Annotated in this window: 18 protein-coding genes; 11 read left to right on the top strand and 7 right to left on the bottom strand. The window is 53.6% G+C overall.

Annotation, left to right across the window (positions count from 1 at the left end; all coding sequences use genetic code 11):
* Nucleotides 1–39: 39 nt before the first annotated feature.
* On the bottom strand, nucleotides 40–1245 hold the full coding sequence (gene pncB, locus ACPUC7_RS16230) for a nicotinate phosphoribosyltransferase (RefSeq protein WP_494923759.1): 1206 nt from the start codon (nucleotides 1243–1245) through the stop codon (nucleotides 40–42).
* Between the two features lie 252 nt (nucleotides 1246–1497).
* Between pncB and pepN the strand changes: the two genes are divergently transcribed.
* The gene (pepN, locus tag ACPUC7_RS16225; protein WP_494923758.1) at nucleotides 1498–4113 is read left to right on the top strand and encodes an aminopeptidase N; all 2616 of its coding nucleotides are present in this window, start codon (nucleotides 1498–1500) and stop codon (nucleotides 4111–4113) included.
* A 79-nt stretch (nucleotides 4114–4192) separates the two neighbouring features.
* Here the strand turns inward: pepN and ssuB are convergent, their stop codons facing one another.
* The 5 genes from ssuB to ssuE are packed head-to-tail and all read right to left on the bottom strand — an operon-like array spanning nucleotide 4193 to nucleotide 8440.
* A complete protein-coding gene (ssuB, locus tag ACPUC7_RS16220; RefSeq protein ID WP_494923685.1) occupies nucleotides 4193–4984 on the bottom strand; it encodes an aliphatic sulfonates ABC transporter ATP-binding protein in 792 nt (263 codons plus the stop codon).
* The gene (gene ssuC / locus ACPUC7_RS16215; RefSeq protein ID WP_494923757.1) at nucleotides 4981–5769 is read right to left on the bottom strand and encodes an aliphatic sulfonate ABC transporter permease SsuC; all 789 of its coding nucleotides are present in this window, start codon (nucleotides 5767–5769) and stop codon (nucleotides 4981–4983) included. Before ssuC ends, ssuB begins: the two co-directional genes overlap by 4 nt.
* Before the next feature lie 10 nt (nucleotides 5770–5779).
* Nucleotides 5780–6925 (bottom strand): FMNH2-dependent alkanesulfonate monooxygenase, encoded by a 1146-nt coding sequence (gene ssuD / locus ACPUC7_RS16210; protein WP_494923684.1) that lies wholly within the window; start codon nucleotides 6923–6925, stop codon nucleotides 5780–5782.
* An 11-nt stretch (nucleotides 6926–6936) separates the two neighbouring features.
* Nucleotides 6937–7869, bottom strand: a complete 933-nt coding sequence (locus ACPUC7_RS16205) for a sulfonate ABC transporter substrate-binding protein (protein WP_494923756.1) — start codon at nucleotides 7867–7869, stop codon at nucleotides 6937–6939.
* 19 nt (nucleotides 7870–7888) lie between these two features.
* A complete protein-coding gene (gene ssuE, locus ACPUC7_RS16200) occupies nucleotides 7889–8440 on the bottom strand; it encodes an NADPH-dependent FMN reductase (RefSeq protein ID WP_494923683.1) in 552 nt (183 codons plus the stop codon).
* Between the two features lie 754 nt (nucleotides 8441–9194).
* Here ssuE and ACPUC7_RS16195 point away from each other — a divergent pair.
* The 5 genes from ACPUC7_RS16195 to ACPUC7_RS16175 all read left to right on the top strand — a co-directional run bounded on the left by ACPUC7_RS16195 (nucleotide 9195) and on the right by ACPUC7_RS16175 (nucleotide 14464).
* Nucleotides 9195–10022, top strand: coding sequence for a hypothetical protein (locus ACPUC7_RS16195; protein ID WP_494923682.1), 828 nt, complete (start codon nucleotides 9195–9197; stop codon nucleotides 10020–10022).
* 98 nt (nucleotides 10023–10120) lie between these two features.
* The gene (locus ACPUC7_RS16190) at nucleotides 10121–11638 is read left to right on the top strand and encodes a lipopolysaccharide biosynthesis protein (protein WP_494923681.1); all 1518 of its coding nucleotides are present in this window, start codon (nucleotides 10121–10123) and stop codon (nucleotides 11636–11638) included.
* Between the two features lie 2 nt (nucleotides 11639–11640).
* Nucleotides 11641–12642, top strand: coding sequence for a glycosyltransferase family 2 protein (locus ACPUC7_RS16185; protein WP_494923680.1), 1002 nt, complete (start codon nucleotides 11641–11643; stop codon nucleotides 12640–12642).
* A 119-nt stretch (nucleotides 12643–12761) separates the two neighbouring features.
* Nucleotides 12762–13772, top strand: coding sequence for a quinone-dependent dihydroorotate dehydrogenase (gene pyrD / locus ACPUC7_RS16180; protein WP_494923679.1), 1011 nt, complete (start codon nucleotides 12762–12764; stop codon nucleotides 13770–13772).
* A 149-nt stretch (nucleotides 13773–13921) separates the two neighbouring features.
* Nucleotides 13922–14464, top strand: a complete 543-nt coding sequence (locus ACPUC7_RS16175) for a cell division protein ZapC (RefSeq protein ID WP_494923678.1) — start codon at nucleotides 13922–13924, stop codon at nucleotides 14462–14464.
* 6 nt (nucleotides 14465–14470) lie between these two features.
* Here ACPUC7_RS16175 and ACPUC7_RS16170 read toward each other — a convergent pair whose 3' ends face one another.
* Nucleotides 14471–15580: a YcbX family protein gene (locus tag ACPUC7_RS16170; RefSeq protein WP_494923677.1), complete on the bottom strand. Its 1110-nt coding sequence runs from the start codon at nucleotides 15578–15580 to the stop codon at nucleotides 14471–14473.
* 108 nt (nucleotides 15581–15688) lie between these two features.
* On the opposite strand from ACPUC7_RS16170, the gene rlmKL reads away from it, so the two are divergent.
* From rlmKL to pqiC, 5 genes are read left to right on the top strand one after another with little or no spacing between them, the layout of a single operon-like run.
* Nucleotides 15689–17806, top strand: coding sequence for a bifunctional 23S rRNA (guanine(2069)-N(7))-methyltransferase RlmK/23S rRNA (guanine(2445)-N(2))-methyltransferase RlmL (gene rlmKL, locus ACPUC7_RS16165; RefSeq protein WP_494923676.1), 2118 nt, complete (start codon nucleotides 15689–15691; stop codon nucleotides 17804–17806).
* 5 nt (nucleotides 17807–17811) lie between these two features.
* A complete protein-coding gene (locus ACPUC7_RS16160; RefSeq protein WP_494923675.1) occupies nucleotides 17812–19722 on the top strand; it encodes an ABC transporter ATP-binding protein in 1911 nt (636 codons plus the stop codon).
* Between the two features lie 15 nt (nucleotides 19723–19737).
* A complete protein-coding gene (gene pqiA, locus ACPUC7_RS16155) occupies nucleotides 19738–21021 on the top strand; it encodes a membrane integrity-associated transporter subunit PqiA (RefSeq protein WP_494923674.1) in 1284 nt (427 codons plus the stop codon).
* Nucleotides 20993–22636 (top strand): intermembrane transport protein PqiB, encoded by a 1644-nt coding sequence (gene pqiB, locus ACPUC7_RS16150; protein WP_494923673.1) that lies wholly within the window; start codon nucleotides 20993–20995, stop codon nucleotides 22634–22636. Before pqiA ends, pqiB begins: the two co-directional genes overlap by 29 nt.
* Nucleotides 22633–23199, top strand: a complete 567-nt coding sequence (pqiC, locus tag ACPUC7_RS16145; protein WP_494923672.1) for a membrane integrity-associated transporter subunit PqiC — start codon at nucleotides 22633–22635, stop codon at nucleotides 23197–23199. The genes pqiB and pqiC overlap by 4 nt, the downstream gene beginning before the upstream one ends.
* The last annotated feature ends 118 nt before the right edge of the window (nucleotides 23200–23317 follow it).

The raw sequence follows: 23317 nt of genomic DNA, 5'->3' as shown, positions 1-23317 counted from the left end.
GTTGCGTGAGAGCAGGGTGCAAGCACCCTGCAATGAGAATCAGCTGGCTCTTTTTACCAGCGGCAAATCGAAGGCTTTGCGCAACGCGCGGACAAACGCTTTATCCTGGCAGATGGTTTTGCCCGGACTGTCGGAGAGTTTCGCCACTGGTTTGCCGTTGCAGCTCACCAGTTTAATCACGATATTCAGCGGCGTGACGCCAGGAATATCACAGGTCAGCCTTGTACCGATACCAAATACCACGTTGGCACGTTGACCAAAGTGACGATACAGCGCCAGCGCTTTCTCAAGATTGAGGTTATCGGAGAACACCAGCGTTTTGCTTTTCGGATCGATATCCAGACGTTGATAGTGCGCAATGGCTTTTTCACCCCATTCCACTGGGTCGCCCGAATCGTGCCGCAGGCCTTGATAACGATGGGCAAAGCCTGGGCCGAAGTCACGCAGGAAGGCATCCATGGTGATGCAATCGGTCAGCGCGATGCCGAGCTGATCATCATATTCATCCAGCCATGACTGCAGCGCGGCACGTTGGCTATTCGCTAACACCGGACTGATTTGCTGGTGCGCCTGGAACCATTCATGTGCTTGGGTGCCGACCGGATTGAGTTGCAAGCGGCGAGCCAGATCGTAGTTGCTGGTGCCCACTAACCATGGGAAGTCGGCTTTCAAGGTGCTGACAATCGCGCCTTGCACCGCTTTGGAATAACGACGGCGCGTACCAAAGTCCATCAGTTGGAAGCGCGACATATCCAAATCGCCCACTTGCTGGTGGAAATCGACCAGCTTGTGCTGCAAATGCGCCACCGCCTGTTCAACGCCAAACTCTGGCGTGCGATGGCGATGCACCACTTCGCTGATCAGGGCCAACAGCGGTACTTCCCACAAAATCACTTCGCGCCAGGGGCCGCTGATTTGAATCGACAGGTGGCCATTATTGTTGCGGACATTCACCTGTGAGGGATCGAGGCGGAACTGGCGCAGCCAATTGAGGTAATCGTTATTAAAGAAAGGCAGGCTGCTGAGATAGTGATATTCATCGTCGCTCAGGGCGAGCGCAGGCAGCGTGTCAATTTGCGCGCGGATTTCATCCGCATAGATACCGAGCAGTTCGTCGCCACGGCAGCGAAATTCCGCCGTAACCGGGACATCATAATAGCGATGGTATACGGCCTGCTGCATATGAAGCTTGTACGCATCGGTATCAAGCAGCGTGGTCAAAATCGGGGAAGCATGTCCAGTCATGGTGCGTTTCAGCATCCTCTTCCGCGGAGCAAAGCCCGGTGTTCAACAAAGTCATAAAGACGCAGGAGTATAAAACAGTAATGACCGCGATCACACCATAATTGCGGGTGGCAGGTCGAGGGTCATTTGTGCCATTGTTAATGAATTGTAGCCTTTTGCACCCTCGCACGCATTGTACGTGGTAACAAAGGCACAACCCGCTTAGACTTTGACGGGACAACATATTAACGATGAGAGATGCGAGAAGGACTTATGACGCAACAGCCGCAAATTAAATATCGCCACGATTACCGTGCGCCGGATTACACCATTACTGATATCGATCTGACATTTGATTTGGATGCCGCCGCCACGCGCGTCACTGCGGTGAGTCAGGTGAAGCGTTTGGGTGCAACAGATGCTGAATTGCGTCTGGATGGCGAAGATCTGACGCTGGTGTCGTTGGCGGTGGATGGCAATCCATGGTCGCATTACCGTGAAGAAGACGGCGCGCTGATCATCAGCCAATTACCCGAAAACTTCACGCTGACCATCATTAACGACATCCACCCAGACAAAAACACCGCGCTGGAAGGCTTGTACCAATCCGGCGAAGCGCTGTGTACCCAATGTGAAGCCGAAGGTTTCCGCCATATTACCTGGTATCTGGATCGTCCCGATGTGCTGGCGCGCTTTACCACCACCATTATTGCTGATGCCGCGCGTTATCCTTACTTGCTGTCGAACGGCAATAAGCTGGAAAGCGGCCGCCATGAAGATGGTCGTCATTGGGTGAAGTGGCAAGATCCATTCCCAAAACCGTGCTACCTGTTTGCGCTGGTGGCCGGTGATTTTGATGTGTTGCGCGACAGTTTTACCACCCGTTCAGGCCGCGATGTGGCGCTGGAAATCTTCGTCGATCGCGGCAATCTGGATCGCGCCGATTGGGCGATGACGTCATTGAAAGCCAGCATGAAGTGGGATGAAGAGCGTTTCAATCTCGAATATGACCTCGATATCTTTATGATCGTCGCGGTAGATTTCTTCAACATGGGCGCGATGGAGAACAAAGGCCTTAACGTCTTTAACTCCAAATATGTGCTGGCAAAAGCGGAAACCGCCACCGACAAAGATTACCTCGGCATTGAAGCGGTGATCGGCCACGAATATTTCCATAACTGGACCGGCAACCGCGTCACTTGCCGCGATTGGTTCCAGCTCAGCCTGAAAGAAGGTTTAACCGTCTTCCGCGATCAGGAGTTCAGCTCGGATCTCGGTTCGCGTGCAGTTAACCGTATTGATAATGTGCGCGTGATGCGTGGTGCACAGTTTGCCGAAGATGCCAGCCCGATGGCGCATCCGATCCGTCCGGATCAGGTGATCGAGATGAACAATTTCTACACCTTAACCGTGTACGAAAAAGGTTCTGAAGTGATCCGCATGATGCACACCTTGCTGGGCGAAGAGAATTTCCAGAAAGGCATGCAATTGTACTTCGAGCGTCATGACGGCAGCGCAGCGACCTGTGACGATTTTGTGCAGGCGATGGAAGATGCGTCTAACGTTGATTTGTCGCAGTTCCGTCGCTGGTACAGCCAGGCGGGAACGCCAATTCTGACGGTGCGCGATGACTACAATCCAGAACTGGAGCAGTACACGCTGCACGTGTCTCAGCGCACACCGGCCACTGCCGAGCAGAAAGAGAAGTTGCCGCTGCATATTCCACTGGATATCGAACTGTACGATAACGAAGGTAAGGTCATTCCGCTGCAACATAACGGCCATCCGGTGCATCATGTGTTGAACGTGACCGAAGAATTCCAGACCTTTATCTTCGATAACGTCTATTTCCAGCCAGTGCCATCGCTGTTGCGTGAATTCTCTGCGCCAGTGAAGCTCGACTATAAATGGAGTGATGCGCAACTGACCTTCCTGATGCGTCACGCGCGTAATGATTTCGCGCGTTGGGATGCGGCGCAGAGCTTGCTCGCCACCTATATTCGCTTGAACGTGGCACGCCATCAGCAAGGTCAGCCGCTTTCACTGCCGCTGCATGTTGCCGATGCGTTCCGCGCAGTATTGCTGGATGAGCAGGGCGATCCGGCGCTGAAAGCGTTGATCTTGTCATTGCCGTCAGAAAATGAAATCGCGGAATTGTTCGACGTCATCGATCCACTGGCGATAGCGGCGGTACGCGACGCGCTGGTGCGCACGCTGGCGAACGAACTCAACGACGAGTTCTACGCGCTGTATCTGGCCAACCAAAGCAGCGAATACAAAATCGAGCATGCGGAGATCGGTAAGCGCAGCTTGAAAAACGTCTGTCTCGGCTATCTGGCCTTCGGCGATGCCGCGCAAGCCGACAAACTGGTGCAGGCGCAATATCAGCAAGCGACCAACATGACCGATGCCTTGGCAGCGTTAGCAGCGGCCGTCGCGGCCAATCTACCGTGCCGTGATGCGCTGTTGGCGGCCTATGATGAACGCTGGCATCAGGATGGTTTGGTGATGGACAAATGGTTTGTGTTGCAAGCCACTAGCCCAGCCGCCGACGTGTTGAGCAACGTGCGCAAACTGCTGAACCACCGTTCGTTCACCATGGGCAATCCGAACCGCATCCGTTCGCTGATTGGCGCTTTTGCTTCTGCTAACCCAGCAGCCTTCCACGCCAAAGATGGCAGCGGTTATCAATTCCTGGTGGAGATGTTGACCGATCTCAACACCCGCAACCCGCAAGTGGCGGCGCGCATGATCGAACCGTTAATTCGTTTGAAGCGTTACGATGCGGGACGTCAGGCGTTGATGCGTCAGGCGCTGGAAACCTTGAAAGGGCTGGATAAGCTGTCGGGCGATCTGTACGAGAAGATCACCAAGGCATTGAACGCCTGATAAAACAACGCGCAATAAACTGCGCCGCTATGGAAAACTGCATGCATCCGTAGCGGCGCGATTTATCGCGCGTCCTGAATTAACTCTGCTGCGCGAACTTCAACGGCTGCTCCGTCAAACCGCGCTTCATCACGCGATCCAACACTTCGGCTTCTAATTCTGCCAACCGTGCTGAACCGCGACGGCGCGGGCGTGGCAAATCGACCAGCAAATCCAAACCGATCTGACCTTCCTCAATCAGCAACACGCGATCGGCAATCGCCACCGCTTCGCTGACATCGTGCGTCACTAATAACACGGTGAAGTTATGTTGCTGCCACAGTGACTCAATCAAGCCCTGCATTTCGATGCGCGTCAATGCATCTAGCGCACCCAGCGGTTCGTCGAGCAGCAGTAAACCGGGACGGTGAATTAGCGCGCGCGCCAGCGCCACACGCTGTTTTTGTCCGCCCGACAACGCTGCTGGCCATTCGTTGGCGCGATCGGCCAAGCCGACCGCTGCCAATGCTTCCAGCGCGGCGCTGCGCCATTCGCGGCCTTTCAAACCAAGCCCGACGTTATCAATCACTTTTTTCCACGGCAGCAAACGCGAATCCTGGAACATCAAACGCGTGTCTTCGCGCGCTTGCGAAAGCGGGGCGTTTCCGGCTAACAGTTCCCCATGCGTGGTCGATTCCAATCCCGCCAGCAAACGCAACAAAGTACTTTTGCCGCAGCCGCTGCGACCCACTACTGCCACAAATTGGCCCGAAGGAATATGCAGATTGATGTTATTGAGGATGGTGCGATCGCCATATTGCTTGGTGACGCTGTTCACGCCAACTGGCGTGCCGCGATTCAGGCGCGCCGGATTCAAAGTTGCGTTGCTCATGCGTTCTCCTTCAATTGGTAAGCCGGATGCCAGCGCAGCCAGACGCGCTCCAGCAGTTGTGCCGCCACGTCAGCCAGTTTGCCGAGCAGGGCATAGAGAATGATGGCGACCACCACCACATCGGTTTGCAAGAATTCACGCGCATTCATCGCCAGATAACCAATGCCGGAGTTGGCCGAAATGGTTTCCGCCACAATCAGCGTCAGCCACATCAGGCCAAGGGCAAAGCGCACGCCGACCATAATTGACGGCAACGCACCGGGCAAAATTACCTGAATAAACAAGCTCCAGCCGGATAAACCGTAACTGCGCGCCATCTCAACCAGGCCGCGATCGATGTTGCGAATGCCGTGATAGGTGTTCAGGTAAATCGGGAACAGCGTGCCGAGCGCCACCAGGAAAATCTTGGCGGACTCATCGATGCCGAACCACAGAATAACCAGCGGAATCAGCGCCAGATGCGGCACGTTACGTAGCATTTGCACCGAGGTGTCCAGCAGACGTTCGCCCACCCGCGAGGTGCCGGTAATCAATCCCAGAATCAAACCAATCGAACCGCCAATTGAGAAACCGATGGCAGCGCGCCAGCCGCTGATCGCCAGGTTTTGCCACAACTCGCCGCTCACCGTGAGTTTCCAGAAGGTGATAAGAATATTTTCCGGCGACGGCAAGATGCGCGTCGATAACCAACCCACCTGCGATGCCAGTTGCCACACGGCGATCAACACCACCGGCAGCACCCACGGCAGCACGGCATTACTCAGCTGCTTTTTAACGTTCGCCATCATCTGCTCCTTAACTCTGTGATACTTTCTGCGGCGTGAAATCATTGGCGACCGCTTCACCGTGCGCTTGCACCACGCGCGGTTTCGGCACTTCAGGAATCGCCAGATCCAGGTGCGGGAACAGCAATTCGCCAACGCGATAAGCTTCTTCCAGATGCGGGTAACCGGAAAGAATGAAGGTTTCGATGCCGAGATCCTGATACTCCTGCATGCGCGCCGCTACAGTTGGGCCATCGCCAACCAGCGCGGTGCCCGCGCCGCCGCGTACTAAACCAACACCCGCCCACAAATTCGGGCTGATCTCCAGCTTGTCGCGGTGTCCACCGTGCAATGCCGCCATACGTTGTTGACCCACAGAATCGGTGCGCGCAAACGCCGCTTGCGCTTTGGCGATGGTGGCATCGTCCAGATGCGCAATCAGGCGATCCGCGGCTTGCCACGCTTCCTCATTGGTTTCCCGCACGATCACATGCAGGCGAATACCGAAACGCACTGTGCGGCCTTGTGCAGCGGCTTTGGCGCGTACCTGCTCAATCTTTTCTTTAACCAATGCGGGCGGCTCGCCCCATGTTAGATAAACATCAACTTGTTCAGCGGCCAGATCCTGCGCGGCTTCGGATGAACCACCGAACCACAGCGGCGGGCGCGGTTGCTGCACCGGCTTAAACATCAGGCGTGCACCGCGAACTTTGACGTGCTTGCCTTCGTAATCAACGGTTTCGCCCTCGGCAACACGACGCCACACGCGGGTGAATTCGGCGGACTCTTCATAGCGCTCGCGGTGATCGAGGAACACGCCGTCACCAGCCAACTCCTCGGGATCGCCGCCGGTCACCAGATTAAACAGCGCGCGGCCATTCGACAGGCGATCCAGCGTGGCTGCCTGACGTGCGGCTTGAGTCGGCGAAATCACCCCCGGACGCAACGCCACCAGGAACCGCAAACGCTGAGTAACCGGAATCAATGACGCCGCTACCAGCCACGCATCTTCACAGGATCGACCGGTCGGAATCAGCACGCCGCCGAAGCCAAGGCGATCTGCGGCCTGCGCAATCTGTTGCAGGTAACCATGATCCACCGGGCGCGCACCTTCTGCGGTGCCAAGATAGTGACCATCGCCGTGCGTCGGAAGAAACCAAAATACGGATATGCTCATGATTGAATTCCTTATGGCTGCGCCGATTGTGGATGCCAGATGCGGTCAGCAATGGTGACTTTCACCGGCATCAAATGGTTGGCATAAAACAGATCGGCGGTTTGCTGTTGGGCCTGCGCGGTATGGGCGCTGACCGGCGTAATGGTGGTGGGTGGACGATGGTCGAGATAGCTGGCAATCACCGGTTTCGGCAAGCCCATCGCCTGCGCCAGTAAATCGATGCTTTGATCGCGCTGACTGCGCGTCAGGGCATCGGCATCGCTGAATCCCTGCAAAACCTGCTGCACGAAAGCACCGTTGGCTTCGGTATATTTGCGCGTGGCTAAATAGAAAGAACCGGTTTGATTGAGTTTGCTGCCATCCACCAATACGCGCACGTTGCCTTGCAACAGCGCGGCGGAGTAGTAGGGATCCCATATCGCCCACGCATCGACATCACCTTGCTGGAAGGCCGCGCGGGCATCGGCTGGTGTTAAATAGGTTGGCTGGATATCTTTGAAACTCAGCCCAGCTTGTTCCAGCGCGCGCAGCAGCAAGTTGTGCGAACTGGAGCCTTTCTGGAACGCTACTTTATGGCCTTTCAAATCGGCCACGCTGTGAATCGGGCTATCTTTCGGCACCAGAATCACTTCGGCCTGCGGTTTCGGCGGCTCTGATCCGACATACAACAGATCGGCGCCCGCTGCCTGCGCAAACAGCGGAGGAATATCGCCGGTGCTGCCTAAATCAATGCTATCCACGTTCAAGGCTTCAAGCATTTGCGGCCCGGCCGGGAATTCCACCCATTTTATTTGCGTGTGTGGAAAACGTTGCTCCAGCAACTTGTGCGATTTTGCCAGCACCATGCTGACCGATCCTTTCTGGTAACCAATGCGCAGTTGCTGTGGTGCATCGACTGCCTGCGCGCTGAGGGTAAACAGAGCTAGCAACAGACCCGAAAACATCCTTTTCATTTTTCTTCCTTTATACCGCTTGTGCGTAACGTGGCTGGCGACGATGCAGCGCGTGCCAGAAGGTATCCAGCGCGTCATCAATGCGTTCGGCTAACAACGCATCAAGCTGCGGCTGGCGATCGTAATCGGTGATTTGCCCGTCGGTGGCGAACACGCCATGCAAGACTTCTTGCGCCTTAAGTGCATTGAGCACCGGCTTAAGGGCGTAATCCACCGCCAACAGATGTGAAGCACTGCCGCCGCTGGCTAATGGCAACACCACTTTGTGTTCCAGCGCACGTTCGGGTAGCAAATCGAGCAAGGTTTTCAGTGCACCTGAGAAGGAGGCTTTGTAGATTGGCGTGGCGACAATCACGCCATCGGCCAGTAATAGATCGGCTTTCAGCGCCGCCAGTGCCGGAGAATCAAAGCGCGCATACAGCAAATCTTCCGGCTGAAAGTTGTGGATATTCCACGGAATGACTTCAACACCGCGTGCTTCCAGCGCCTGTTGGCAGAGGCTCAGTAGCGCCGTTGAGCGTGAAGGGAAGCGAGGGCTGCCCGCCAGCGTAATAACCCGCATAGTCACTCCTTATAACTGAAAGTTATTGATTATCTGATATTCAGAACTGATGAGGTCAATACTGGCAGAGCAGGCTGCGAGGCTTAAATGATTTATCTGGTAATCCTAAGTCGAAAAGCGGGATAACTCTGAACATATAAAGGAAGGTGAAAAACATAGCGCCGCCGCGCTTAGGTTTAATCCGAAAAGCGTTGTGATCGGGCGCGCATTATATTAATCCACGCCATCCGCGTTGCGCGATTAATGGTTAAAGCAATTTAAGCATGCGAAAAATAGAGGCGTAAATGTGGAAACAGTTGCACACAGACTTGCGTAAACTTGCCTGAAAAATCACTTCTGCTCTGATAACGATAGAGAAAAATGCGACTTTCATATTTATTCAATTTAACGTGAATCGGAATATCCGCAGAAGTTTTTTGATTAACTCCAGCAATGATTGGATTTTAAATGGGCGAATTGATGTCTAAACGCGAGCAAAGGTTAAAAACATCGCGACTAAAATTATATGCAGTTACATCTGCGTTGTCTTATCAACGATTAATTTTGCACTTAGTACAGCGCGCCTGAACAATTAACCTGTTAATTATTACCGCAGGGTGAATCGATGTTGGAATTAAAACTCGGAGGCCGTTTATAATCGGTTGAGCTAATTTCCGCTAGAACTCGATAACGACATTTCGCTTATTAATTTACGCCCACCTTTTGTGGCGTGTCTGCCGTTATGGCAATCCAAATTATTCTTAGGGAGATGAATATGGAAAGAACATCATACGCGCACAATTTAACGCCGCAGCAGGCGGCGCCTGCCACGCTTAACCGGGTTAATGCGTCCAGTAACGTGGATGAAGAATTGGTGTGTTACTGGCTGCAAACCGATGCGGCGGGTAGCCAATTCACGGCTTCATTATTGCCCACTTTTCCGCACAGCACGCCATCCGAAGATGATTTCCTGTTGTTTAGCGCCGAGCGCGGCGCACTGTCAGCCAGCTTGCTACAGGATGTAGCCAAGCTCAGCGATCAGCGCCCGGAGCTGAATTGCTTCATTATTTCGCTGACCAAACGTGAACTGGTTAACGGGTTACACTCCTCAACGCAACTGTTCCAGCAACTGCATGAGCGCCGTTGGTGGCAGCAGGGTGCCTTTGCGGTAATTTTACGCGCGAGCTTGGCCAGAATGGGCGCGCCGCTGACTAAAATTCAGGATGTGATGCTGACGGGATTACTGCACACGCAAACTTCTTGGGTATTGGATTACGCCAGTGAATCGTCGTTATCAGTAAACGCGCATGGCGTTCAGCCATTCTCATACCAGCAATTTATTACTGATTATGAAAAACTCACACGCTTGTCACACTTTATTCCCGAAAGAAATCGTTATCGTGAAAGTTATTTGCGCAGCGGTTTATTGCAATTAGTCCAGCAGGAGCTGAAGAGTTCTGCCAAATTCTCAGATAATGTCCGGCATGCATTAACTTACTTTGCAGAAAACTTCGCGGCGCAAGGTGTAATGGAAAAACTTATGTTGAAACAGCCTGACATCTATTTCGCCATTATGAAAATGAGAAAAAAACGCAGCGCTTAGCACCAAACTTAATTTTAAGAATAACTCCGGTGTGCGGGTGCAGGCTTTTATGTCACGCTTATGGCCACTGAGATAAATACCCAGATCCCAAAACACCTATGTCTATAAAACGTAACGCGATTGCCAACTACGTTGGCCAGATCTATCTGACGCTGTCAGGTATTTTGGTTGTACCACTTTATATTCAACACTTAGGTATGGAAGCCTACGGTTTAGTGGGCTTCTTTTCGATCTTATTAACCTGGCTGCAATTACTTGATGCCGGCGTTTCCACCACCTTAATGCGCGAAGCGGCGCGTTATCGCGCTAACCAGGCGGAATTTGTCTGGTTCCCGGCGCTGTTTGCCACGCTGACCAAATTCTTCCTGTTCTCCACGATTGTGCTGGTGGTATTGGGCTGGCTGGCGACGCCGTGGATTGCGACCCATTGGCTGGATGCGCGCCATCTTCCTGCGGGCGATGTAGTGATTGCCGTGGCGATTATGGTGATTACGGCGGCGATTCGCTGGCGCACCAGCCCGTACCGCAGCGTCATTGTCGGTTTCGAACATCAGGTTTGGTTAAATGGCGTTAACCTGGTGATCACCACCTTGCGTACCTTTGGCGCGGTATTGGTGATTCAATTCTTCTCCAATCCGGTGCTGGCATTCTTTATTTGGCAACTGTTGGTGTCGATTGCCGAAGCGGCCTGTTGCATCTACAAATCCTGTCAACTGATCCCCAAAGCGGCGCGTAAAGAGAAGCGCAGCGATTTAAAGGAAGTGCTGAAACCCTTTATTCGTTTTGCTCTGAGCGCGGCTTTCTCCAGTGCGGTATGGACCTTTATTTCACAAATAGACCGCCTGGTGCTGTCAAAAACCTTGCCGCTGAGTGAATACGGTTCCTTTACCGTGGTCGCTACCGCGGCGACCGGCATTTTGCTGCTCAGCAGTCCGATTATGCAGGCGATTGTGCCACGCATGACCGGCATGAAAACCCGCAAAGAGGGCGATGCCGAATCGCTGAAACTCTATCGCTACACCACGCAAGCGGTGGCGATTTTTATGGCACCGCTCAGCATCACCATCGCTTGCTATGCCGGTCCGTTGCTGTGGGCGTGGACGCAGAAGACGCAGATTGTTGATGAGATGTCGTTTGTCCTCAGCCTGTATGCGCTGGGTAGCGGCATTCAGGCCATTTGTGGCTTGCTGTATCACCTGCAATACATCAACGGCAACCTCAAGCTGCACATGAAAGGCTTCACCTGCTTTGCGGTGCTGCTGGTGCCGCTGAATATCTGGTGCGCGATTCATTACGGCGCATTGGGTACCGGCTGGCTGTGGCTGGGACAAAATATCTTCTATCTGGTGGGCTGGGCGTGGCTGGTGCACCGCCGCTTTGCGCCGGGCATCCATTTCACTTGGTTAACCCGCGACGTGATGCTGATTTGGGCGGTATCGGCGGCGGTGGCCTGGCTGAGCACCTTGTTACCGATCGAGTGGAATCAAAACCGCTGGATCAACTTGCTGTGGTTGGGCTTGATCGGTGCGTTCAACCTTGGCGTGTGCTGCCTGTTGCACAGCGTGGTGTTGAAGCGTCTGAGAATTCCGTTATTCAACGTTGAGGAAAGAGGATGAGCATGACTACGACTCACCGTATCCCTTCGGTTTCGGTGATTGTGCCGAACTGGAACTGCGCGCCGTGGCTGGCAGAAGCGATGGGTTCATTGCTGCGCCAGTCATCGCCGCCGGAACAGATCATTGTTATCGACGATGGCTCCAGTGATAACAGCGTGGCGTGGCTGACGGAATTTGCCGCAAAACATCCGCAGGTCATTTTGCTAAGCGGCGAACGTGGCGGCGTAAGTGCTGCACGCATGAAAGGATTGTCAGTGGCAACTGGCGATTTCGTCTACTTTATGGATGCCGACGATTTCGTCTCAACTGAGTTGTTCGCCGATTTCCGCCGCGTGCAGGCGCGCCATGAAGACATCGATTTGTTCTGCTTTGGCGCCAAGATGTTTTTCGATCTGCCTGCCGCGCAGCGCCATTATCAAACCATTCATCAACGTCATGTCAGCGGATTACTGCCTGGCGGCAGCACCAGTTTGCGCACCTTGATGCAGCAGCAATCGGCGCACCGCGTGGTGTGGAGCAGCATTATTTCGCGGCGTTTGATCGAACAACTGGCGCTGCAATTCCTGCCGATTCAAAACCATGAAGACGCGCCGTATATGTTCGCGCTCTATTTGCAGGCGCGGAACATTTACTGCACCAGTCAAAGCTATTATTACAAACGCTTTATGCTGACTTCGCTATCACAGAGCACGCGCGATTTTTCCTATGTGAAGAACTACTTTATCGCGCGCGCTAGCAGCGAACAGTTCCTGCGTGATCATCAATTGCCGTTGGATGAGGCGCTGCTGGACAGCTATTACCAAACAGTGATGCACAGCTGCTTGTCGCAAATCCGCAAACATCACATGGTGATCCCGGCGGAGTGGCAGCCGCAGGTCAATCAACTGGTACGCAATTCGTTGCAGCACAGCGCGCGCATGAAACTGATGTGGTATTGCCCCTCTATCTATATGGGGCTGCAAGCCTGCCGCGAACAGCTGGGGCGCTATTCCGCTCGACGCTGATACCGATCAAATTGTCATGCAGTAGAACAATTTACTTTTGCGCCAGAGCGCCTTACCATTCTGGCGCACAAATTCCCGTGCACCCCGACTTCCCTGGTTTTCGTCTTTGAGGAGAGTGCATGTTATATCCTATCGTCCGGCCGGCGCTGTTTAAGCTTGATCCTGAGCGTGCGCACGAACTCACCTTTCAACAACTGCGTTTTATCAGCGGCACGCCGTTAGAAGGGCTGATTCGCCAGTCACTGCCATCCCGTCCGGTTACCTGCATGGGATTAACCTTCCCGAACGCACTCGGCCTCGCTGCCGGTCTCGATAAGAATGCAGAATGCATTGATGCCTTTGGCGCGATGGGCTTTGGTTTTGTCGAAGTCGGCACCGTAACGCCGCTGGCGCAGCCGGGTAATGATAAGCCGCGCATGTTCCGTCTGATTCCCGCCGAAGGGATTATTAACCGCATGGGCTTTAATAATCACGGCGTCGATCATTTGATTGAGAACGTCAAAAAGTCGCGCTTTAAAGGCATCCTCGGCATCAATATTGGTAAAAATAAAGATACGCCGGTGGAGAAAGGTAAAGACGATTATCTGATCTGCATGGAAAAGGTGTATGCCCACGCCGGTTATATCGCCATCAATATTTCCTCGCCAAACACGCCTGGATTACGCACCTTGCAATACGGTGAAGCGCTCGACGATCTTCTTTCCGCGATCAAATTAAAACAAAAAGAGCTGCAAGAACGGCACCTTAAATATGTGCCAGTGGCAGTGAAGATCGCGCCGGATCTTTCTGAAGAAGAATTGATTCAGGTAGCCGACAGTTTGATCCGTCATAATATTGATGGTGTGATCGCCACCAATACCACGCTCGATCGTTCGCTGGTCAGCGGGCTGAAATATGCCGAAGAAACCGGCGGATTAAGTGGCCGCCCAGTGCAATCACGCAGTACCGAAGTGATTCGCCGTCTGGCGCAAGAGCTGCAGGGCCGCGTGCCGGTTATTGGTGTCGGCGGTATTGATTCATTAGTCGCAGCACGGGAAAAAATCGCCGCCGGTGCAACATTAGTGCAGATATACTCCGGATTTATTTATAAAGGTCCGGGTTTAATTAAAGATATCGTGACTCACCTCTAAGACATTTCTCACTTTACTGCGCCGAGGGGTTTATTTATCCCTTCGGCTCGTTTATATTTTGTCCTGCTGGTGTATTTTTCAGCTTTTTCTCAGATTTAGTATTTTAAATTAAGCGCCATTTAGCGCAGCGATAAACCACAGGGCAGATCATGACAATCAAACCTGATGACAATTGGCGTTGGTATTTCGACGCAGAGCATGACCGCATGATGCTGGATTTAGCCGACGGCATGTTATTTCGCTCGCGCTTCTCGCGCAAAATGCTTACGCCCGATGCATTTAATGTCAGCGGTTTTTGCGTTGATGACGCGGCGCTTTATTTTACCTTTGAAGAACGTTGCCGCCAGAGTGGATTAAAAGGCGATCAGCGTGCCGAATTAGTTTTAAATGCGTTAGTCGCCAGCCGTTTCCTTAAACCGTTAATGCCTAAAAGCTGGCATTTCACCAATCATGATCACAGTTGGCAACCCGCTGCGGGCGATATGGTGGCCGTGACGCTGGCGGATAATGGCGAACAAGCGCAGTTATTGGTGGTGGAAAGCGGTGAAAATGCGGCGCTGTGTTTATTAGCGCAAAACGCATTAACCGTCGCCGGAAAAGGCATGCAGTTGGGTGATGCGATTAAGATCATGAATGATCGTCTGCGTCCACAGCCGCAAGAAAATACCGCTCACTTCGCGCGAGCGGTATAAAGCGGTTTACGCCAGTTCGATATCGCCAGCCGGAATACAGCTGCAACTCAAAATCGTGCCATCGGCGCGTACTGCGCTTTGCTTCAACGCTTTTACTTCACCCGCAACCAGTTTTACTTTGCAACTGCCACAAAGCCCTGCGCGACAAGAATAAGGAATGCGGAATCCCTGCATCTCTAGTTGCTCTAATAACACTTGCTGATTGTCGCCGGTAAACGCGCTTCCCTGATATTCAATCTTAACTTCGCTGTGACTGCTGGCGGCAGGGGCTAAAGTTTCGACCACTTCGCCTGCGCCATAAACACGTGGTGTTTGCTTTTCTAAAATCTTCACCGCATCGCCAACGCGAATAATGCCGCTGTTCAGCGCAATTAAATTCAGGCCGAAATCGATATCGCCGCTGCCATCCTGCGCGCTGCGAAAACCTTGTAAGGTCGCCAGCGGTTCGCCCTCTGGATGTTTGCGACCGCTTTCGGTGCCAACGGTGGTGAACACACAGCGGCTACACGGTTTTGGCATCTCAAAAACGATCTCGCCAATTTGCAGCTTTTTCCAGCTGTCTTCTTCCCACGGGGCCGCGCCGCTCACCACTAAGTTGGGACGGAATTGTTCAACGCGCACACTGGCTGGGCAGCGCTGTTGCAAATCCTGCAACGACGCCATGTTGACTAGCAGATAAGGGAAACCATCGGCGAAGCTGAGTGGCACATGTTCAAAACGCTTCACGCGGCGCGTGGGCTCCACGCCGGTCCAGCGCAATTGCACCGGGCGCGGGAAGAATCCGCTTAGCCAGCTGTTGATCTCTTCCGGCGCGATGCGCGCAGTGAAATGGTTGCCCCACACTACCGTTGGCGCCTGTTCCGCGGTGAAATCCGCAAAGCGGATCAAGGCCTGTGAGCCATCCGGCGCTTGTAAAAACAGACCATCCGGCAGCAGCGCCGGGGTGAAACGCACCATTTCCGGATATTGCCGGGCGGTAATAAAAGTACCGTCAGGTTCGGTGACCATAAAGATGCGGTCAAAGCCTAAACCGCTCTCCAGCACCTGCGCATGGGAAAGCTGTAAGCCGCGCATGGATTTGACGGGATGAATATAAAGGCGAGATAGCGTAATCATCACCACTCCGGAATTAAGGTCATTAGTTTAAAAGAAGCTAACTTTATGACATAGGTCGCTGATTCGCTATAATGCGCAGCAATTTAAGCAAGAGTTAAAAGTGACGATATGAATTCTCTGTTTGCCAGTACGGCGCGTGGGCTCGAAGAGCTGTTGAAAAGTGAGCTAGACGCGCTGGGTGCGCAGGATTTGCAGGTGGTGCAGGGCGGCGTCCACTTCAAGGCCGACGACCGTGTCATGTACCAAAGCCTGCTGTGGAGCCGTTTGGCTTCGCGCATTTTGCTGCCGCTGGGAGAATTTGGCGTCTGGAGCGATCTCGATCTCTACGTGGGTGCGCAAAGTATTCCGTGGACCGAGATGTTCGACAGCAATACCAGTTTTGCCATCCATTTCAGCGGCACTAATGAAGTGATCCGTAATAGTCAGTTCGGTGCGCTGCGTATTAAAGACGCCATCGTCGATAGCTTCACGCGCCAGAATCTCGAGCGTCCAAGTGTCGATCGCGAGCAGCCGGGCATTCGTATCAACGCATGGCTGAATAAAGATCGCGTTAGCATCGCGCTGGACCTTAGCGGTGATTCGCTGCATCAGCGTGGTTACCGCCAGCAAACCGGTGCCGCGCCGCTAAAAGAAACCCTGGCGGCGGCGATTGTGATGCGTTCTGGCTGGCAGAGCAGCACGCCGCTGGTCGATCCGATGTGTGGTTCCGGTACGCTGCTGCTGGAAGCGGCGTTGATCGCGTGCGATCGTGCGCCTGGCTTATTGCGCACCCATTGGGGCTTCAATCGCTGGAAAAAACACAATCAGGCGGTGTGGCAAGAGGTGCATGGCGAAGCGAAAGAGCGCGCGCGCGTCGGCACGGCTGCTGCGACTGCACGTTTCTACGGCTATGATAATGACAGCCGTGTGTTGGAATCGGCGCGAGGCAATGCGCGTCGCGCCGGCGTGTTTGAGCTGTTCAGCTTCCATCAGCAGGATGTGATTAAGCTGAAGAATCCGCTGGCAGGTCAGGACGTGACCGGTACGGTGCTGAGCAACCCGCCGTATGGTGAGCGTCTGGAAAGCGAACCGGCGTTAATCGCGCTGCACAGCCAGCTTGGCCGTATCATGAAGCAGAATTTTGGCGGCTGGAATCTGTCGCTGTTTAGCGCCTCACCAGAATTGTTGAGCTGCCTGCAACTGCGTGCCGATCGCCAGTTCAAAGCCAAAAACGGTCCGCTGGAGTGCGTACAGAAGAACTACCAGCTGGCGGCGACCAGCGGTGAAGGCGGTGCACAAATCGCCGAAGATTTTGCTAACCGTCTGCGCAAGAACCTGAAGAAGCTGGATAAATGGGCGCGTCAGTCAAACATCGAATGTTATCGCCTGTATGATGCCGATCTGCCGGAATACAACGTGGCGGTCGATCGCTACGGTGATTGGGTGGTAATTCAGGAATATGCGCCGCCAAAAACCGTCGATGCGAATAAAGCGCGTCAACGTCTGTTTGATGTGATCAGCGCGACGCTGAGCGTATTAGAGATTCCTGCGAATCGTTTGGTGATGAAAACCCGTGAACGTCAGAAAGGCAAAAGTCAGTATCAAAAGCTGGGCGAGAAGGGTGATTTCTTCGAAGTGCAGGAGTTTGATGCAAGACTGCTGGTGAACCTCACCGATTATCTGGATACTGGCCTGTTCCTCGATCACCGTATCGCGCGTCAGATGCTCGGTAAAATGAGCGCTGGCAAAGACTTCCTGAATTTATTTGCCTATACCGGTACTGCCAGCGTGCACGCCGGTTTGGGTGGCGCAAAAACCACCACTACCGTGGATATGTCGCGCACCTATCTGGAGTGGGCCGAGCGTAACCTGCGCCTGAATGGCTTAACCGGTCGTAATCATCGCCTGATGCACGCCGATTGCCTGAGCTGGTTACGTGAGAGCGACGAGCAGTTCGATTTGATCTTTATCGATCCGCCGACGTTCTCCAACTCCAAGCGCATGGAAGACGATTTCGACGTGCAGCGCGACCACATGATGCTGATGCAGAATCTGAAACGTCTGCTGCGTCGCGGTGGCACCATTATGTTCTCCAACAACAAGCGCGGCTTCAAAATGGATCTCGACGGTTTAGAACGTCTGGGTCTGCAAGCGCAAGAAATTACGCAAAAAACCCTGTCGCAGGATTTCGCGCGCAACCGTCAAATTCACAACTGCTGGCTGGTTAGCCACGCCGGTAAGGAATAAGTTTTATGTCACTGATCAGTATCCATGGCGCTTACCTCTCATTCAGCGATGCGCCGCTGTTGGATAACACCGAACTGCATATCGAAGAAGGCGAGCGCGTTTGTCTGGTAGGCCGTAACGGCGCCGGTAAATCGACGCTGATGAAAATCATTAACGGCGAGCAACCGCTGGACGATGGCCGCATTATTTATGAGCAGGATTTGGTGGTGGCGCGTCTGCAACAGGACCCGCCGCGTAACATCACTGGCTCCGTTTACGACTTCGTCGCCGAAGGCGTGGCGGAACAAGCCGAGCATCTCAAGGCGTATCACGCCATCTCGCATTTGGTGATGGAAGATCCGAGCGAGAAAAACCTCAATGAGATGGGCCGTCTGCAAACCATTCTCGATCACCAGAATTTGTGGCAGCTGGATAGCCGCATCAATGACGTGTTGCAGCAGATCGGTCTGGAAGCGGACACCGAGTTGTCATCACTTTCCGGCGGCTGGCTGCGTAAAGCGGCATTAGGCCGCGCGCTGGTGAGCAATCCGCGCGTGTTGATGCTGGACGAACCGACTAACCACCTCGATATCGAAACTATCGACTGGCTGGAAACGTTCCTCAAAACCTTTACCGGCAGCATTGTCTTCATCTCGCATGACCGTTCCTTCATCCGTAACATGGCGACGCGTATTGTCGACCTCGATCGCGGCAAGCTGGTTTCCTGGCCGGGCAATTACGATCTATTCCTGACCGGCAAAGAAGAAGCGCTGCGTGTCGAAGAGATGCAAAACGCGGAGTTTGACCGCAAGCTGGCGCAGGAAGAAGTGTGGATCCGCCAGGGCATCAAAGCGCGTCGTACCCGTAACGAAGGTCGCGTACGCGCGTTGAAAGCGTTGCGTAACGAGCGTTCTGCACGCCGTGAAGTGATGGGTAAAGCCAACATGCAGGTCGGCGAAGCGGCACGTTCCGGTAAAATCGTATTTGAAATGGAAGATGTTAACTACAGCGTGGGCGGCAAAACCCTGGTAAAAGACTTCTCCACTCAAGTGCAACGCGGCGACAAAATCGCCCTGATCGGCCCGAACGGCTGTGGTAAAACCACCTTGCTGCGCTTGATGCTCGATCAATTGAAAGCTGACAGCGGTCGCGTGCATTGCGGCACCAAGCTGGAAATCGCTTACTTTGATCAGCATCGCGCCGAATTGGATCCGGATCGTACCGTGATGGATAACCTCGCCGAAGGTAAACAGGAAGTGATGGTTAACGGTAAACCGCGCCATGTGTTGGGTTACCTGCAAGACTTCCTATTCCATCCAAAGCGCGCCATGACGCCGGTACGTGCGTTGTCTGGTGGTGAGCGTAACCGCCTGCTGCTGGCGCGTCTGTTCCTTAAGCCAAGCAACCTGTTGATTCTCGATGAACCGACCAACGACCTCGATGTGGAAACATTAGAGCTGCTGGAAGAGCTGGTGGACGGTTATCAAGGCACCGTGATGTTGGTGAGCCACGATCGTCAATTCGTCGACAATACCGTCACCGAATGCTGGATCTTCGAAGGCAATGGCGAGATCGGCACCTTTGTCGGTGGCTATCACGATGCACAGCAGCAGCGCGCGGCATATAAGCTGGTGAAATCCTCGCAGACGAAAGCCGCTGCACCGGTAAAAGCTGCCGACAAAACTGAAACCGCCAAACGTCCAGCCAACAAGCTAAGCTATAACCTGGCACGTGAACTGGAGCAGCTGCCGCAAAAGCTGGAACAGTTGGAAACGCGTATCGGTGAGTTGCAGGCGCAAATGAGCCATCCGGATTTCTTCAGCCAGCCGCACGATAAAACCCAGCCGGTACTGGATGCGTTAGCGCAGACCGAACAGGAGCTGGAAGTGGCCTTTGAACGCTGGGAAGAGCTGGAAGCGCTAAAAAATGGCGCGTAAGCGCAAGGAGTAAAAATGTGTGCAGCGGATCAGGCGCACCAGTGGAGTCTCTGTCCACAGTGTGATTTAACAGTAAAGCTGCCCGCTGTACCGGTCGGCAGCCGCGCGCGTTGCCCGCGTTGCCACACCACGTTGTTGGCTAATTGGCAGGAGCCGCGTCGTCGTCCGACCGGCTACGCCATTTCGGCGCTGTTTATGCTGGTGCTGGCCAATCTGTTTCCTTTCATCAATATGCACGTCGCGGGTTTGAGCAGCCAGATATCGCTGCTTGAAATCCCGCAGGTGATGGATCGCGAAGATTATCGCAGCCTGGCGACGTTGTTCCTGCTGTTTGTGCAGGGCATTCCGGCCTTCTGCATGATCACCATTATCTTGTTGGTCAATAATGTGCGCATGCCACACCGCTTGCGGTTGGGGTTGGCGCGCATTCTTTTCCAGTTACGTAGCTGGGGCATGGCCGAAATCTTTATGGCCGGCGTGCTGGTCAGCTTCGTGAAGTTAATGGCGTATGGCGAGATAGGCCTCGGCAGCAGTTTCTGGCCGTGGTGTTTGTTCTGCGTGCTGCATCTGCGTGCGTTTCAATGTGTCGATCGTCGCTGGGTGTGGCAACGCATCGATCCTGCGCCGCCGCTGCCGAAGGTGCCGTTGGCTGGCGTTAGCGGATTAAAGCAAGGATTGCGCAGCTGCCCTTGCTGTACCGCAATTTTGCCTGCCGACCAGCCTGCTTGCCCACGTTGTGGTGTGAAGGCACTTCCTCGCCGTAAGCAGAGTTTGCAATGGACGCTGGCGCTGTTGGTCACTTCGGTGATGCTCTACATTCCCTCCAATATCATGCCGATCATGATCACCGAAACCTTGGGATCGCAATATCCGTCCAACATCATGGCGGGGGTGATTTTGCTGTGGAGTGACGGTTCATGGCCGGTGGCGTTGGTGATTTTCATCGCCAGCATTATGGTGCCTTCGTTGAAAATGCTGGCGATTGCCTGGCTGTGCTGGCACGGCAGCGGGCGCGGGCGGCGTGATGATGAGAAAATGCACCTGGTGTATGAGGTGGTTGAATTCGTTGGCCGCTGGTCAATGATTGATGTGTTTGTAATCGCCGTCCTCTCTGCGCTGGTGCGCATGGGAAGGCTGATGAGTGTTTATCCTGCGCCGGGCGCGCTGCTGTTTGCCATGGTCGTGATTCTGACGATGTTTGCAGCAATGACCTTTGATCCGCGCCTGCTGTGGGATAGACAACGGAAAACTGAACGTAAGGAGTCACGTCTTGACGGACAACCATCACGAGACTGCTAAGGTCGACCAGATTAAACGCTGGTCGCCGGTGTGGATTGTACCTATCGTCACGCTGTTAATCGGCGGATGGATTCTTTTTTATCACTTCAGCCATCAAGGGCCGGAAGTGACGCTGATTACCGAAAACGCGGAAGGTATCGAAGCCGGTAAAACCACCATTAAAAGTCGTAGCGTTAACGTCGGCGTGGTGGAAAGCGCGGTGCTGACTGACGATCTGCATCATGTCGAGATTAAAGCGCGCCTCAACTCCGGCATGGAAAAGCTGCTGCAAGGCGATAGCGCATTCTGGGTGGTGAAACCACAGATTGGCCGTGAAGGCGTATCGGGTTTAGGAACGCTGCTTTCCGGTGCCTACATTGAGTTGCAGCCGGGCAGCAAAGGTGACATGCCAGAGCATTATCAGCTGCTTGATGCGCCGCCGCTGGCGCCACCTGATGCCAAAGGGATTCGCATCGTCCTCGACAGTAAAAAGGCCGGTCAGCTTAATCCGGGCGATCCGGTGCTGTTCCGTGGCTATCGCGTTGGCTCAGTGGAAACCAGCACTTTTGATACCGATAAACGCATGATGGCGTATCAACTGTTTATCTCCGCGCCCTACGATCGCTTAATCACCACCAACGTGCGCTTCTGGAAGGACAGCGGCATTGCGGTGGATATGTCGGCATCGGGCATGCGCGTGGAGATGGGATCGCTCACCACGCTGTTTAGCGGTGGCGTAAGTTTTGATGTGCCAGACGGCGCCGAACTGGGCCAGGTTGCAGAGAACAAAGCTGAATACCATCTGTTTGACGATCAGCGCAGCATTCAGGATTCGTTGTATACCAATCACACCGATTTCCTGCTGTTCTTCACTGATTCGATTCGTGGTTTGCAGGTGGGTGCGCCCGTTGAGTTCCGTGGTATTCGCTTGGGTACGGTATCGCAAGTGCCGTATATGATTCCGGGCGTAAACCAAGCCCTGAATAACGATTATCGCGTGCCGGTACTGATCCGCATCGAACCTGATCGCTTTGTGAATCGTTTGGGCGGTGATTTCAATCTTGAGCAGCATCTGCAGGAAGGCAAGAAACGCGGTCTGCGCGCGACGCTCAAAACCGGCAACTTGCTGTCCGGTGCGCTGTTTATCGACCTTGATTTCTATGACAACGCTGCCGCTTATAAAGGCCCGAATGAAGTCGCTGGTTTGGAAGTGATCCCAACCGTCAGCGGTGGACTGGCGCAGATTCAGCAGAAGCTAATGGCAGCGCTGGATAAGATCAACGGCTTGCCACTCAATCCGGTATTGAACGAAGCGACAGGTACCTTGAAAGAGAGCCAGCGTACGCTGCAACAGTTGCAGAAGACGTTGGATAATCTCAATCACATTACTGCTAATCCAGCGATGAAAACGCTGCCGGAAGATATGCAGCAAACCTTGCGCGAACTCAATCGCAGCATGAAAGGATTGCAGCCAGGATCACCGGCCTACAGCAAGCTGGTGGGGGATATGCAGCGGCTTGATCAGGTACTGCGTGAATTGCAGCCGGTGTTGAAAACGCTGAACACCAAAAGTAATGCGTTAGTATTTGAAGCCAAACCGGGCCAGGATCCACAGCCAAAGAGGGCGAAACAGTGAAAAAAGGGCTGATGATGGGAGCGTTGCTGCTGCTGGCAGGTTGCAGCAGCACCATTGAAAACACCTATTACCAGCTGCCTGCGGGCAGCAATGTGGCGCGCGTTGATAGCGCCGCCAGCGGTAATCAACCGATGATCTGGGTTGAGCAGGTTACGGTGCCGGATTACATGGCAGGCAATGGTTTGGTTTATCAAACCAGCGATGTGAAGTATGTGATTGCGGCGAATAATCTGTGGGCCAGCCCGTTGGATCAGCAGTTACAGCAAACGCTGATCACTAATCTCAGCAAAGCATTGCCGGGTCGGTTGGTGGCGGGTTCCCCATTGGGTGAAACGCACGATACGCTGTCAGTGAACGTGACGGGTTTCCAGGGGCGTTACGATGGTCAAGTGGTGGTGAGCGGTGAATGGCTGTTACAGCATCAAGGCCGCCTAATCAAACATGGCTTTAATCTGACGCTGCCGCAAACTGAAGATGGCTACGATGCGTTGGTGCGGACTCTGGCTTTAGGTTGGCAGCAAACGGCGCAACAAATCGCAAATAGTGTGGTTTCGCTAAATTAAGAATTGTTCGATGCTTATGATAAGTCCTTGATTTGCTGTAGTGTGATCGCAGTCAAATCAGGGGCTTTTTTTATTGGCGAATCAGCCAGATATACAGTTAATTGACAATTTTAAATGT

This window comes from Pantoea sp. CFCC18179, assembly GCF_059412405.1.
This window is presented reverse-complemented; position numbering and strand designations above follow the sequence as displayed.

Excerpts from the sequence above, each read along its gene's own strand:
- pncB (WP_494923759.1), bottom strand. The coding sequence starts at position 1,245 with ATGACTGGACATGCTTCCCCGATTTTGACCACGCTGCTTGATACCGAT.
- pepN (WP_494923758.1), top strand. The coding sequence starts at position 1,498 with ATGACGCAACAGCCGCAAATTAAATATCGCCACGATTACCGTGCGCCG.
- ssuB (WP_494923685.1), bottom strand. The coding sequence starts at position 4,984 with ATGAGCAACGCAACTTTGAATCCGGCGCGCCTGAATCGCGGCACGCCA.
- ssuC (WP_494923757.1), bottom strand. The coding sequence starts at position 5,769 with ATGGCGAACGTTAAAAAGCAGCTGAGTAATGCCGTGCTGCCGTGGGTG.
- ssuD (WP_494923684.1), bottom strand. The coding sequence starts at position 6,925 with ATGAGCATATCCGTATTTTGGTTTCTTCCGACGCACGGCGATGGTCAC.
- ACPUC7_RS16205 (WP_494923756.1), bottom strand. The coding sequence starts at position 7,869 with ATGTTTTCGGGTCTGTTGCTAGCTCTGTTTACCCTCAGCGCGCAGGCA.
- ssuE (WP_494923683.1), bottom strand. The coding sequence starts at position 8,440 with ATGCGGGTTATTACGCTGGCGGGCAGCCCTCGCTTCCCTTCACGCTCA.
- ACPUC7_RS16195 (WP_494923682.1), top strand. The coding sequence starts at position 9,195 with ATGGAAAGAACATCATACGCGCACAATTTAACGCCGCAGCAGGCGGCG.
- ACPUC7_RS16190 (WP_494923681.1), top strand. The coding sequence starts at position 10,121 with ATGTCTATAAAACGTAACGCGATTGCCAACTACGTTGGCCAGATCTAT.
- ACPUC7_RS16185 (WP_494923680.1), top strand. The coding sequence starts at position 11,641 with ATGACTACGACTCACCGTATCCCTTCGGTTTCGGTGATTGTGCCGAAC.
- pyrD (WP_494923679.1), top strand. The coding sequence starts at position 12,762 with ATGTTATATCCTATCGTCCGGCCGGCGCTGTTTAAGCTTGATCCTGAG.
- ACPUC7_RS16175 (WP_494923678.1), top strand. The coding sequence starts at position 13,922 with ATGACAATCAAACCTGATGACAATTGGCGTTGGTATTTCGACGCAGAG.
- ACPUC7_RS16170 (WP_494923677.1), bottom strand. The coding sequence starts at position 15,580 with ATGATTACGCTATCTCGCCTTTATATTCATCCCGTCAAATCCATGCGC.
- rlmKL (WP_494923676.1), top strand. The coding sequence starts at position 15,689 with ATGAATTCTCTGTTTGCCAGTACGGCGCGTGGGCTCGAAGAGCTGTTG.
- ACPUC7_RS16160 (WP_494923675.1), top strand. The coding sequence starts at position 17,812 with ATGTCACTGATCAGTATCCATGGCGCTTACCTCTCATTCAGCGATGCG.
- pqiA (WP_494923674.1), top strand. The coding sequence starts at position 19,738 with ATGTGTGCAGCGGATCAGGCGCACCAGTGGAGTCTCTGTCCACAGTGT.